Genomic DNA, 13,341 nt, shown 5'->3' on the forward strand with positions numbered 1-13,341 from the left:
ACCTTGCGCAAAAGAAGCGTGCTCACTGTGTTCGCTGTCGCTAACCTTTTGCACGATAGCCGATGATAGTGTGGGGGCGGCCAGCGGTGGCTTTCCCATATGAAAGTAGGGCATCGCCAAGCGCCAAATAAAAGAAAGCCCGATCCGAAAGAGTCGGGCTTTTTTTCGTCTAAGTCCCTCGGCAACAGCTAAACGAGCTCATTCACCTTGCGCAAAAGAAGCGTGCTCACTGTGTTCGCTGTCGCTAACCTTTTGCACTTTATTCATCTCTGAAGCTGGGTTCTATCGCGCACCCATGTGCTCACCTCTTCGAGCTGCGAAGCATAGCTTTGGTTTCTCATCGCCATTAATCAAAGCATGTAAGTTCAATGCACAAGCTAATCATCTAGAAAGTATTCGTATAACTTTTAGCTATTCCCGCTTTTTGCCAATGTCGTTTTACACATTATTATTGCTTTAATTGCACTATAGCCCTGGGTTTAATTGGGAAAACGCTCTTGGTGAAAAGTACTGAATAGTATTCAGAAAAGCGCTTATGTGGCTTACTCATTTCCCTAAATTTGCGAGAATAACCGCTTAATATTAATAAAATCATATGAATGTGATTTCTTGTTATGAGTGCTGCCTAGGCCATTGTAAACGAATGTAACGGTATGCATGAGATTGGTGTTTTTTTGATAGAAAGTTCATTTAATTTGATGTATTATCCCCGCTTTGTGAATGGTTGATGGAAGATACCGTTCAGAATTGTTGTATTCAAAGTGGAGCGTCAGATGCAGTTCGAATTAGCAGTCGACGATTATTTTATTCTTACTCCCACGCAGATAGGGAATATCGACCTCAAGCAGTTGCTGAGCGATCTCAAACCGATGCAGAAGAGGCGCTTGAGTTATTTTGCCAAACTCGCTATGGGTAGTTTATTACAATTAGATAAAAGTGATTCCGAGCGTCTTAATTCTCAAATGGGGTCCAATTGTGAACTCGTTTTTGCGAGCCGACACGGTGACTTTCATAAAACAAGTGAGTTACTCGACACTTTAGCTGCAAAGCAAGAGTTGTCACCGACAGCCTTTAGCCTATCTGTACACAATGCTGTATCTGGCCTGTATTCAATATTTAAAAATAAAAAAATACCCATAACCGCAATTTCTGCTGGGAAGGACACTTTTTTATCGGCACTTATTGAATCTTATATACGGATTCATAGTAAACGATTAGACAAAGTTATCTTGATATACGTAGACCAAGCGCTACCGGATCACTACCAGTGTTTTTCTGATGAAGAATTACCAGCACACACGGTGGCTTTAGAGTTATCGGCTTGTACGGAAAGTAATGACGACTCTTTAAAGCTGGCGTTTAGGAACGAAACTGACGTCGCAACGAATGGAAAAAGCAACGCTTGTCATAGCCTTTGTTTTGCTGAATGGATTACTTCAGTAGAACCGCAATTAATACTGACAAGTGAGCGAACGAGCTGGGTAGTTAAAAAATTATGATTAAACGTATGAGCTATTTACGTCGCTTAATATTGACGGGTGCATCATTTACTCTTTTCGGCTTTGGCGGGATTTTTCTGTCGTTTATTGTTTTTCCAATTCAGGCTTTAATCTATCGTAATTTGGAAAAGCGAAAGCAAGTTGCTAGATATAGTGTGCATCTTGGTTTTAGGTTTTTCTTAAAGGTAATGATGGTATTTGGTTTGTGTAAAGTTGAGGCTAATATTGAGGAGAAACTACAAAACCTCAAAGGCAGCCTTATTTTGGCCAACCATCCTTCGCTAATTGATGTCGTCGTACTGATTTCAATGGTGCCAAATGCGGATTGCGTTGTAAAAGCGCACTTATTAAAAAACCCGTTTATGCGGCGAGTTATTCTGGGCACTGGCTACATCAGTAATAGTGAACCCGAGTTATTGATTTCAGACTGTCAGCATTCTCTACAACAGGGAAATAACTTAATCATTTTCCCTGAGGGAACGAGAACTAATAAAGACAGCATCTTAGACAATTTTCAACGCGGCGCGGCAAATATTGCTTTACGTTGCAATGCATCACTTACGCTTTTAAAAATTAAGGTTACCCCAACTACATTAACTAAAAAAGAAAAGTGGTATCACATCCCAGAGCAAAAAATTAAGTTCTCTCTAACGGAGTTAAATAGGGAGTTATGTATCAAAAAATACAACCACACGTCACTGAGTGTTGCTTCTAGAGCGCTGACTAAAGATTTGTGGAATATGTACGAGCAGGAGTTAAATATAAATGGCTGATGAAAACTTAAGAGTTGTGGTAAAAAAGCTGATAATCGAGAGTCTCGATTTGGAAGATATCACACCTGAAGAAATTATTGATGATGAACCACTTTTCATTGATGGTTTAGGGCTAGATAGTATTGATGCGCTTGAACTTGGGCTAGCCGTTAAAAAGCAGTTTGGCGTGAAAATAGATGCAAATAGCGAAGATACAAAACAGCATTTTGCATCAGTGAATAGTTTATGTGATTTTATTTCGAGTAATACCGAAGGTTAAAAATGAGTTCTAGAGAAGATTTATTTAAGAAGCTAAGCGCAATTTTGGTTGAAGAGTTTGAGATTGAAGAGGACTCGATAAAGCCGGATGCTAACCTTTACGATGAATTGGATTTAGACAGCATCGATGCTGTCGATTTAGTCGTGAAATTACGTGAAATGACGGGGAAGAAAATTGACCCAGAAGCATTCAAGCAGGTAAGAACCGTGAATGACGTCATTGACGAAATGGAAAAGCTACTAAGTAAGTAAACCACTTGAAAGTATTTGTTGGGGTCATACTTGCGATTTTGACCATCGCGTATCCTATATTAGTCTTTGTAGGATTGAAGCACTTGAATTTTCAAGTGCTAGCGATGGTGTTGGCAAGTGTGCTCGCATTAAAACTAGTGCTACAGCGCAAGGCGACCTCTAAAGTGTTTAATTGTGTTTTAGGTGTCGGAATAAGTTTCCTAGTCCTGTCTTCTGCGCTGAATTTGCCTTTAGGGATGTTGCTATATCCTGTCGTGATTAACGCTTGCTTGTTACTTGTATTTGGCGCCTCTTTGAGGTGGAAGCCGTGTATTATAGAGCGCTTAGCAAGACTCAGTGAACCTGACTTGCCACCCAAGGGTGTTTTGTATACTGAAAAGGTGACCAAAGTGTGGTGCGCTTTTTTTGCAATTAATATGCTCGTCTCTTTATATACTGCTTTGATGACGCCGATTGAGGTTTGGACTTTATACAATGGCTTTATCGCATATATTGCAATGGGGCTTCTGTTTATAGGCGAATGGTTGGTGAGAATTAAAGTCAGACAACAACATGATTAGATCCTCCATTTGTACACCTACGCACTTTTCCTTTGTATCTGATTTAGGGGAGGTGAAATCTTCTGAGTCATTCTGGCGAGACTGTTGCTTGTACAGCCAAAAGCTCAGACTTGTAAAAGAAAACTTAGATGGCCAGTCCACGCTAACAGCTGTCTTGTTTGACAGCACCCCTTATTCTTTTGGCTACAAATTATTTGCGCTTTTAATCAATGAATTTGAAGTTGTACTCCCCAACAACTCACAGCCATGCACATTACAAGATGCCGCCAGTCATGCAGATATAGTTTGTGGTAATGCGCTTGGAGATATGGCTCGAAGTAAAGTATGGGTGGATGGTTTGCCGGACTCTGAATTGAATCGCATGTCGGATAATATCGATTGGCCTCTTTGCGGTTCGGTGGTTTTTTCAACTTCGGGGTCCACCGGCAAAAGTAAACAGATCAGAAAATCTTGGCAATCACTACAACTTGAATTAGACACGCTTTTGACGACTTTTGATATGTCATCTGTGAAAACGTTTATTTCTACAGTGCCTCATTATCACATCTATGGTCTGCTATTTAGGTTGTTGCTACCGATGAAACTAGGTGCGCAAATCTATCCTACAAAGGAATACCCAGAGCACATTGTTCCACTGGTAAAAACAGCAGGAAAACAGCATTGTATATTGATTTCAAGTCCCGCATTCTTGAAGCGTTTATGCAATGATAACGTACTTAGTGTAAGCGCTGATAGGTTTTGCCATATCTTTTCTTCAGGGGGGAAACTTGAGCAGGATACTGCGACCAAGTTATATGCGCAGATGCGTTTCTCAATTTGTGAAATTTATGGCAGCACAGAATCTGGCGGTATTGCCCACCGAAAACAGACCAATGGACCAGATGCTCTTTGGACGTTGTTCCGGGGAATGTCGATTTCGGCTAAAGCAGAAACTCAGCAGTTAGTGCTGCGATCCCCCTATTTGAATTTTCAGCCATTGGCAATGGATGACAAGGTCGCGCTCCATGCAAGCGGCCAATTTAAATTGCTAGGTCGTATCGACCGCACGGTAAAAGTGGAAGAAAAGCGGGTTAACTTAAGTGATTTAGAGCGCACTCTCGAGGCGCATGCATGGGTGCAGTCTTGCAAGGTAATATTGCTCGAAGGTAAACGCACCACATTGGCAGCGGTCGTCGTTTTAAAGCAAGAAAAACCTGCGTACGAATCAAAGCGTCGCCTCAATCAGGCTTTGAGGCAACATTTAGCCAGTAAATTTGAATTGATATGTATACCCAAAAAATGGCGGTATGTGGAAGAGTTTCCTATAAACAACCAAGGAAAAACCACCGCAGCAGCATTGGAGAAACTTTTTGAATAACCTTACTACGCGCCCTGAAGTACTTAATGTGACGAAAGAAGAAAGCAAAGTGACACTCTCACTTAAGGTCACTGAACAGATCACTTACTTTCAAGGGCACTTTCCTGATGCGCCTATTTTAGCAGGTGTGGTACAGCTGGATTGGGCGATATATTATGCTCGATCGCTGTTTGAACTCACAGAAGTAGAAGTTGAAGAGATACAGGTATTAAAGTTTCAAAACGTCATTGTACCCAATAGTATTATTACTTTACGGCTGGTCCAAAAATCACCAACTAAAGTCGTTTTCGAATATGAATCTGAGAAAGGTAATCATGCATCTGGGCGCATTGTTTTTGAGGAGCTGTAGGTGAAATATTGCTTTATTATTCCGAATTATAACCATATTGATGGTTTTGACAGTCTCATTAGTAAATTAAGTGTGTATTCACTGCCTATTATTGTGGTAGATGATGCAAGCACTGAATCTGTAAAGTCCCAATTGCTTACAATTGCACAACAGAACCCAATGGTAGTTTTGTGTCATCATCGCTTTAATCAAGGGAAAGGGGGGGCTGTGCAAACCGGGTTGAACAAAGCCATTGAGCTTGGGTTTTCGCACGCGTTGCAAGTTGATGCGGATGGCCAGCACAATTTACAAGACATCGATGTGTTTTTGTCTTTATCAAAGGCGAATCCTGACACTCTCATTTCGGGATGCCCTATTTATGATGAGTCTGTGCCTAAGCACCGTTACTATGCGCGCTATATCACGCATTTTTGGGTCTGTGTGGAAACCCTTTCTAGAGAGTTGAAAGATACGATGTGTGGATTTCGGGTTTATCCTTTGGAAGCCTATGACCGGTTATCAAGTCGCAGCGCTTTAGGCAAAAGAATGGACTTTGATATCGAAGTGATGGTCAAGCTCTACTGGCAAAAAACACCGTTCAAGTTTGTGCCAACAAAAGTACATTATCCAGAAAATGGCCTCTCTCATTTCAATGCGTTAGATGACAATATTAGGATATCCTGGATGCACACACGCTTGTGTTTTGGCATGCTGTGGAGAAGCCCTGATCTATTAGCCCGTTTCATCAAAAGAAGTTTTAGCAAAGCATGAGTCAGAAACATTGGTCTCAAATTGGTGAGCGAGGCTCCTTGTTAGGATTGCGCTTCTTACTCATCGTATATAAAGCGCTCGGGAAATATCCGCTTTGGATTTGTTTGTTCCCTGTGGTTTTTTATTTTTATCTAACAGATAAAAATGGCAGAAAGGCGTCCAAACAGTTTTTGACGAAGATCTCTGAAAATCAAAGCAATAATCAGATTGCCCATGGTCAAATGTCGGTATTGAAACACTATTGTACTTTTGCTGATGCTGCTTTTGATAAGCTTGATGCCTGGTTAGGGAATATAAGTAACAAACAGATCGTTTATAGCTACCCAGATGCGATGGAAAATATCGCGAAGCAGGGCAAAGGGGCCATTTTTATCGGCTCTCATTTGGGGAATCTAGAAGTATGTAGAGCGATGAACCAGGACCGCTACGGTACAAAAATTAATGTGCTTGTATTTACGCAACATGCAATCAAATTTAATCAGTTGCTTAAGGAAGTTGCAGAGGATGTGGATCTTAATATGATTCAGGTCTCAAATGTCGGTCCCGATACCGCAATGCTTTTAAAGGAAAAAGTGGAACAAGGTGAAATAGTGGTAATTGTGGGTGACAGAACGAGCCAGTCTGTTGCTGGAAGAGTCATTTATTCGCCCTTTTTAGGGCAAGAAGCGCCATTTTCTCAAGGCCCATTTATTTTGGCAGCGCTGCTGGAATGTCCAATATACTGGTTATTTTGTTTTAAAGAAGGTCGTAATTTCAAGGTGTGTATCGAACATGTCACCGACAAATTGAAATTACCTCGCAAGCAGCGCCAAGAAGTACTTTCAGACCTAATTGCAAGTTATGCAGCTAGGCTGGAGTATTATGCTATGAAGTATCCATTCCAATGGTTTAATTTTTACGATTTCTGGCAGCGGGACAACAGTGCTCAACGTGTCAGCTCAAAAGAGGATAAATAAGTGAGTAAAAGTACCATCACTTTTGGTAACAGCAAGCTTACCATAAAAAACATTGTTGATATTGCGAAAGACAAAACGACAGTTGCATTGAGCGGCGATGAGCACTTCGCAGAAAAGATTGACTCTGCCGTTGCCTTTCTTGAGAGTTTGCTGGATGAAGAAGGCGTCATTTATGGCGTCACAACGGGGTACGGTGACTCGGTTACGGTGGATATACCTTTGGACCTAGTAAACGAACTACCTTTGCACTTAACACGTTTTCACGGCTGTGGTCTGGGCGATTATTTCGATGAACAACAAGGCAAAGCGATTTTGGCTGCTCGTTTAGCTTCTCTTTCGCAAGGGTTTTCTGGAGTAGATTGGCCCATGCTGAAATTGCTTTGTGAGTTCATCAATCAAGATATTATTCCACGTATCCCTCAAGAAGGGTCTGTCGGAGCCAGTGGTGATTTAACGCCACTTTCTTACATTGCAGGGGCCTTGGTTGGAGAACGTGATGTGTTCTACAAAGGTGAGGTCAAAAATAGTAAGACAGTCATGCAGGAAGTGGGGTTGGAGCCTATTTCGCTTAGACCTAAAGAAGGTTTAGCGATCATGAATGGCACGGCGGTGATGACTGCTTTGGCCTGTCTCGCACACGATCGTGCTGCATATTTAAGTGAGCTTGCTACGAGAGTGACGTCTATGGCAAGTATCGCTTTGCAAGGTAATACACACCATTTCGACGAAATTTTGTTTAGCGTTAAACCGCATCAGGGCCAACAGAAAGTGGCGGCACGCATCCGTTCGGACTTGCGTCACGTTGAGCACCCAAGAAACTCACCACGATTGCAAGATAGATACTCAATTCGATGTGCGCCTCACGTCATTGGGGTATTGGAAGATAGTTTACCATTCTTCGAAACTACGATTGAAAATGAACTTAACTCGGCAAATGACAATCCTATCATCGATGGTGTGGGCCAACATGTGTTACATGGGGGCCACTTTTATGGTGGTCATATTGCGATGGTGATGGACTCACTAAAAACCGCTGTTGCTAATTTAGCGGATTTAGCAGATAGACAGCTAGCTTCTTTGGTGGATACCCGATACAACAATGGGTTGCCTTCAAACCTATCTGGTAGCTGTGAAGCGCGCAAGTATATCAACCACGGCTTCAAGGCTGTACAAATTGGTGCATCTGCATATACAGCAGAAGCGCTCAAGCTGACTATGCCGGCGAGTGTATTTTCTCGCTCAACAGAGTGTCACAACCAAGATAAAGTCAGTATGGGCACCATATCCGCAAGAGATGCACTGCGAGTATTACAACTGACCGAGCAAGTTGTCGCAAGCACGCTGCTTGCCGCGGTACAGGGAATAAGGTTGAGGATTGCACAAGGGCAATTGACTCGCGAAGATTTAGAAGAAAGTGTTGGTAAGATGTACGATGATATTGACGCATCATTTCCGTTATTGGTCGAGGATAGGCCATTAGAGCAAACGCTTAGAGACACAATCGCATCGATTCAAGGACAAAAATGGAAGCTCTATGAGAAATAAAAAGGTATTGCTAGAAGCCAATGTTGAGATTGAAGTCCCATTTCATGATTGTGATCCAATGAATGTGGTTTGGCACGGTAATTATGCGCGCTACTTTGAAGTGGCGCGTTGTAAGCTACTAGACAAATTCAATTTTGGATACAACAACATGGAGAAGCTGGGGTATGTGTGGCCAATCATTGATATGCAGACCAAGTTTATTGGTGCCTGCGTGTTTGGTCAAAAAATCAGTGTTTTGGCGCAATTAGTTGAGTACGAAACACGTCTGAAAATCAACTATTTAATAACCGACAAAGAGACAGGCCGCAAATTGACCAAAGGGTCTACAACACAAGTTGCGGTAGATAAAGAAACAAAAGAAATGCAGTTCGGTACGCCACAGAAATTAGTTGATAAATTAAAGGCAGCGATAGAACCGTGATTAAGGCAGTATTTACAATACTGTTGATGCTTTGTAGCCTGGACGTTTTTGGCCAGGCTTTGACGGCACAACAGGCTACAAATCGATTAAATTTAATCGCCCCAACTTTGCCTTTATCGGGGAGTTTTGAGCAGCTGAAATACTTCAAAGTGTTGAAGCACCCTCTTAAGTCCCAAGGAGAGTTTGAGGTTAATCGGCAGCGTTTAATCTGGCAGACTCTCATGCCCGTTAAAAGTGCAGTGTTGTATGAAAACGAGACGCTTTATACTGTGAATAGTCGAGGGGAAAAAACGCCAACACCACAGGGCGGTGATATGTCGACATTGATTTTTTCTCTGTTGCAAGGCGAGTTTGAAGAACTAGAAAAAACTTTCAGCCTATCACCAGATAAACGCCTCAATTGTATTTTAATGACTCCAAACAGTGCGCCTTTGAGCTTAGCACTGAACAAAGTTGTGCTATGTGGTCAAGGTGCTATTGATAGAATCGAGCTTTTTGATAGCAAAAACAATAAGACAGCCATTAATCTGCAGTCTGCATCGTCGAAATGACAAAAAGAGTTAGTCGTAATATATGCCACATTTGTCAAAGAAACTTCATTTACCGCTAGGTCTTGCGCAGTTAATCATGGCTGTTTCGTTCCTTGTCTACTTACTCGTGCAGGGAAAGGTTCATCTTGAAGCGGATATACTTTCACTGTTGCCCAGTGAGGATATTGAATTTGTAAATGAAGCAGAAAGTGCATTTTTTCAACGTTACAAAAATAATGTGATCATTGCTTTTAGTGGGGAAGATGCAAAAGCTGCTCACGATGAAATCCGGACAAACTATGGCGAAAAAGGGTGGCTATATGGCAATGCTAGTTTTCCGGAACTTGAAACCATCGCGAAACTATTTGGTGCATATCAAGGTTACTTATTGACTGAAGAGTCTCGTCAGATGTTGGCGCAAGGCAGCTCTCTGGGAGACGCGGCACTGGCGAAGCTAAACAGTGCCTTTGACCCGTTTTCACCGTTATTCTTCCCTATTGACCCAACACTAACAACCGCTTCATTTGTGCAATCCGCTTTGGCGCAGCAGGCAAGTAAGTTGACTGTCGAAGCGGGACGTCTGGTCGTCAATGACGACCTTAAGCAGTATGTTTTGATGTTGTCTCTGCCGTTAGCCGACATAGGGAGCATGAAGGAAGCCACAGACATCGTATATTCAGTCAGAGATTCACTGGCAGATGTTGAAGCTGCCTACTCAAACCTGTCCATAAGCTACTCAGGGGTCCCCTTTCATACCGCTGAAAATATGCGTCAAGCAGACAAAGAAATGCGTTGGCTCGGTGGAGTGAGTGCATTCTTCATCGTTTTAATTGTATTGTGGTCTTTCAAAAGTATACGCGCTTTATTGGCAGTACTGGTTACGCAGTTAAATGCGGTATGTTTTGGTCTACTGGCTTTGTCATTGTTGTATGACTCTGTGCATGTTATCACCTTGGTGTTTTCTATCACGTTAATTGGAATCGCGATAGATTACAGCTTTCATGTGATGACAACAAAACAAGATGATTTAGCCGCTTATCACAATGTGCGTAGCGCAGTTAAACTGGGATGTGTATCAACGGCGACGGGGTATTGTGCATTTATGATGTTGCCTATGGAGGCCTTGGAGCAAGTCGGTATCTTCATCGCATTTGGATTAGTGGGAGCTCTGTGCAGTGCCTTATTTATCATCCCGAGTATGCTGCGCCGATATGCTGGTCAATCACGTCTAGATCGGTTAGGGGAAGGAGTGGTTGCAATTTTAGATGCTTCAAGGGCTAAAACAAGGGTGACAATATGCGTAATTGGTTTGCTGTCTATTGCGCTGGTTATGATCAATGAACAAGTCTTTAATGACGATATAGCGTTACTAAACGCAAGTAGTGACGAGTTACGAGTTAATGAGTTCGAGCATCAGCAGTGGTATTTTGGTACCCAAAGCCAGCGTTTAATTTTATGGGAAACCGATTTAGAGGCGCTGCTGGAGAAAGAGGAAGCACTTGTAGCTGCGCTAAAATTACAATCCCCCACTGTCACAGCACAAGCAATCAGCAATTGGCTGCCGTCTAAATCTCGCCAGCAGAAAAACCTCGCGCTTCTCACAGAAGCTCAAAACCGAGGTGATTTTGTGACCCTTTCAGGATTGATGGGACGCCCAATTGAGTTAGGGACGACATCTAATTTGACTTTGGAGACATTGCTGGAATCAGAGCTGGGTGAGTTATTGTCTAGTCAATATCTAAAGCTCGATGGATATCATGTTAGCTTGGTATATATTAATCACGCGGAAAAACATGACATTGACACGGTGCTCTTAAATTTTGTTCAGACTGCTCGTATTGATAAAGCAGAGCAACTGTCACAAGTGTTACTTGAAATGCGACACAGCCTGTTGATTTGGTTTGCTATTGCGCTCAGTGTATTTTTAGCTATTTTGTGCGTGCGCTTTGATCTCATGTCGGCGGTCAAGAGTGGTTTTTGGTTACTATTGTCTTGTTTAATTGGCTTGTCAGGCTCGTTATTACTGCAGGGAAGCCTGAATCTATTTAATTTGTTAGCGTTGGTCTTATTGGTGGCACTCGCCATTGATTATTTTATTTTTTACCTGAAGTGTGGTCAGGAGAGCAGCACCGCACTGGCAATATCACTGTCAGCCCTTTCATCAGTATTTGTATTTGGAATGCTGTCATTTAGCCAAACACCAGCCATATACAGTTTTGGTTATACCATCATGATTGGCATCGTAAGTATATATTTTGTCGCGCCGTTAGTCGTAAAGAGGAAAGCATGAATCGAGAAGTATCAGATGTAATAATTATTGGCGCAGGCCCTGCAGGCGCTGCCACTGGTGCGATGTTAGCGCGCCAAGGCTATCAAGTGACAATTATTGAAAAGCAACATTTCCCGCGATTCTCAATTGGCGAGAGTTTGCTACCGCAGTGTATGTCGTTTCTCAAAGAAGCTGGCCTAGAACCTTTAATCCACGACGCGGCACAGCACTTGGGCTTTCAATACAAAGATGGTGCGACATTCCAAAAGTTGGACAGCTATACAAGCTTTGACTTTGAAAAGAAATTTAGTGAAGGGCCATTTGCAACCTACCAAGTTAAACGTGCTGACTTCGACCATTTGCTGGCGAAGGGAGCCGCGCAGTTTGGTGCGGATATTCGATTTGGTCATGCCGTGGAAAAAGTTGACGTTGAATCTGATATGCCAGTACTAGATGTGCTAAATGAGCAAGGTGAAGCTTACCAATTGCAAGGCCGGTTTCTTTTGGATGCAAGTGGCTTTGCGAGAGTGTTACCGCGTTTACTCGATCTAGAAAGGCCTTCTTGTTTTCCATCGAGAAAGTCGTTTTTTACACACATCACAGACAAGATTCAATGCGATCAATTTGATCGTAATAAAATTTTAATCACCGTTCATCCTGAGTCGCCAGATATCTGGCTGTGGTTAATTCCTTTTTCGGATGGCACTTCTAGTATCGGTGTTGTTGGTAAAGAGACACAGTTCTGTGCGCGTTTAACTGAGCAGGAAACGCTTAAAAAATATGTTTACTCTGCCCCTAACCTTGCGCATTTGTTACAACAGGCCGAATGGCCAAATGATGTTAATAGCATTAAAGGGTACAGCGCAGATGTGACGCACTTGTCGGGTAAGAACTATGCATTGCTTGGTAATGCGGGAGAGTTTTTAGATCCTGTGTTTTCTTCGGGGGTTACGATAGCCCTCAAGTCTGCCAGTCTGATTTCTCCACTGGTAGTCAAATACCTTGAAGGGGAGAAAGTAGACTTTAAGACTCAATTTGAAGTGCCATTGCGCAAAGGCGTGGACTGCTTTAAGACGTTTGTCAGTGCTTGGTATACCGCTGAGTTCCAAGATATTATTTTCTACGATGAACAAGATGCGAATGTTAAAAGCATGATTTGTTCGATTTTGGCAGGGTACGCTTGGGATGAGAAAAACCCCTATGTGGCACAAAGTGAGCGACGTCTGAAAGTATTGGTGGACTTATGCCGTATGTAAAGTCATTGCCAATAACGCTCAGTGTTGTCCTGATGATGATGGTTCTGAGTGCTTGTACCTCTTTGAAGGTGCATGACCAAGGGACTGTTTATCTAGCCAAAGGTGTGACCATGTCCCTGAGCTCAGTTGCGGAAACACTGCAAGGTAAACACCTTGTTCAGCTACTGCAGTTTGAAGTTGACGGTAAGGTGAATGAGCTCATTGTGCAGCTAGAGTTTAAACAACGTGAAATGTCGATGGTTGCTATGACGACGACTGGACTACCTGTTTTTGAACAAACTTTTCGCGATGATGGCCAGCATGAATTACATAGTTATATAGCGCTACCTCAAGTGAAGCCCGAGTATGTCATCGCTGACATTCAGTTGGTACATTGGCCAATTAGGTTACTTCAACAGAGTATTCGTGGCGCTCATATTTCGGAAACCCTAGTGGGTAATGAACGCCAACGAGTTTTACTCGTCGATGGGCAACCTATAATTGAGATACGCAAATCTTTGGAAAAGACCACATTTGTCAATCTAGAGCGTAAATACAAAATTGAGATTAGCAGCTTAGACTATTGA

Annotated in this window: 15 protein-coding genes; all 15 read left to right on the forward strand. The window is 42.5% G+C overall.

The genetic code is table 11. The annotated features are described in order from the left end of the window. The first annotated feature begins 773 nt into the window (after positions 1–773). From L1286_RS15775 to L1286_RS15845, 15 genes are read left to right on the forward strand one after another with little or no spacing between them, the layout of a single operon-like run. Positions 774–1,499 (forward strand): beta-ketoacyl synthase chain length factor, encoded by a 726-nt coding sequence (locus L1286_RS15775; protein ID WP_235408014.1) that lies wholly within the window; start codon positions 774–776, stop codon positions 1,497–1,499. Further along, positions 1,496–2,272 (forward strand): lysophospholipid acyltransferase family protein, encoded by a 777-nt coding sequence (locus L1286_RS15780; RefSeq protein WP_235408015.1) that lies wholly within the window; start codon positions 1,496–1,498, stop codon positions 2,270–2,272. Before L1286_RS15775 ends, L1286_RS15780 begins: the two co-directional genes overlap by 4 nt. After that, the gene (locus L1286_RS15785) at positions 2,265–2,531 is read left to right on the forward strand and encodes a phosphopantetheine-binding protein (RefSeq protein ID WP_142046892.1); all 267 of its coding nucleotides are present in this window, start codon (positions 2,265–2,267) and stop codon (positions 2,529–2,531) included. Before L1286_RS15780 ends, L1286_RS15785 begins: the two co-directional genes overlap by 8 nt. Positions 2,532–2,533: 2 nt before the next feature. Beyond that, positions 2,534–2,782 carry an acyl carrier protein gene (locus tag L1286_RS15790; RefSeq protein ID WP_142046893.1) on the forward strand — a complete coding sequence of 83 codons (249 nt, stop codon included), beginning with the start codon at positions 2,534–2,536 and terminating at the stop codon, positions 2,780–2,782. Between the two features lie 5 nt (positions 2,783–2,787). Next, a complete protein-coding gene (locus L1286_RS15795; RefSeq protein WP_235408016.1) occupies positions 2,788–3,342 on the forward strand; it encodes a hypothetical protein in 555 nt (184 codons plus the stop codon). Further along, entirely contained in the window at positions 3,335–4,699 is a 1,365-nt protein-coding gene (locus L1286_RS15800) for an AMP-binding protein (protein WP_235408017.1), read from the forward strand. The genes L1286_RS15795 and L1286_RS15800 overlap by 8 nt, the downstream gene beginning before the upstream one ends. Beyond that, positions 4,692–5,048: an ApeI family dehydratase gene (locus L1286_RS15805; RefSeq protein ID WP_142046896.1), complete on the forward strand. Its 357-nt coding sequence runs from the start codon at positions 4,692–4,694 to the stop codon at positions 5,046–5,048. The genes L1286_RS15800 and L1286_RS15805 overlap by 8 nt, the downstream gene beginning before the upstream one ends. Beyond that, on the forward strand, positions 5,049–5,798 hold the full coding sequence (locus tag L1286_RS15810; RefSeq protein WP_235408018.1) for a glycosyltransferase family 2 protein: 750 nt from the start codon (positions 5,049–5,051) through the stop codon (positions 5,796–5,798). Beyond that, positions 5,795–6,754, forward strand: coding sequence for an LpxL/LpxP family acyltransferase (locus L1286_RS15815; protein ID WP_235408019.1), 960 nt, complete (start codon positions 5,795–5,797; stop codon positions 6,752–6,754). Before L1286_RS15810 ends, L1286_RS15815 begins: the two co-directional genes overlap by 4 nt. After that, positions 6,755–8,299: an HAL/PAL/TAL family ammonia-lyase gene (locus tag L1286_RS15820; protein ID WP_235408020.1), complete on the forward strand. Its 1,545-nt coding sequence runs from the start codon at positions 6,755–6,757 to the stop codon at positions 8,297–8,299. Further along, positions 8,289–8,720: an acyl-CoA thioesterase gene (locus tag L1286_RS15825; protein ID WP_142046900.1), complete on the forward strand. Its 432-nt coding sequence runs from the start codon at positions 8,289–8,291 to the stop codon at positions 8,718–8,720. Before L1286_RS15820 ends, L1286_RS15825 begins: the two co-directional genes overlap by 11 nt. Continuing rightward, a complete protein-coding gene (locus tag L1286_RS15830) occupies positions 8,717–9,271 on the forward strand; it encodes a LolA family protein (protein ID WP_235408021.1) in 555 nt (184 codons plus the stop codon). The genes L1286_RS15825 and L1286_RS15830 overlap by 4 nt, the downstream gene beginning before the upstream one ends. Positions 9,272–9,293: 22 nt before the next feature. Beyond that, positions 9,294–11,540, forward strand: a complete 2,247-nt coding sequence (locus L1286_RS15835; protein ID WP_235408022.1) for a hypothetical protein — start codon at positions 9,294–9,296, stop codon at positions 11,538–11,540. Beyond that, on the forward strand, positions 11,537–12,775 hold the full coding sequence (locus L1286_RS15840; RefSeq protein WP_235408023.1) for an NAD(P)/FAD-dependent oxidoreductase: 1,239 nt from the start codon (positions 11,537–11,539) through the stop codon (positions 12,773–12,775). The genes L1286_RS15835 and L1286_RS15840 overlap by 4 nt, the downstream gene beginning before the upstream one ends. Continuing rightward, on the forward strand, positions 12,763–13,341 hold the full coding sequence (locus L1286_RS15845; RefSeq protein ID WP_235408024.1) for a DUF3261 domain-containing protein: 579 nt from the start codon (positions 12,763–12,765) through the stop codon (positions 13,339–13,341). The genes L1286_RS15840 and L1286_RS15845 overlap by 13 nt, the downstream gene beginning before the upstream one ends.

This window comes from Pseudoalteromonas sp. SMS1, from assembly GCF_021530565.1.
GTDB lineage: Bacteria > Pseudomonadota > Gammaproteobacteria > Enterobacterales > Alteromonadaceae > Pseudoalteromonas.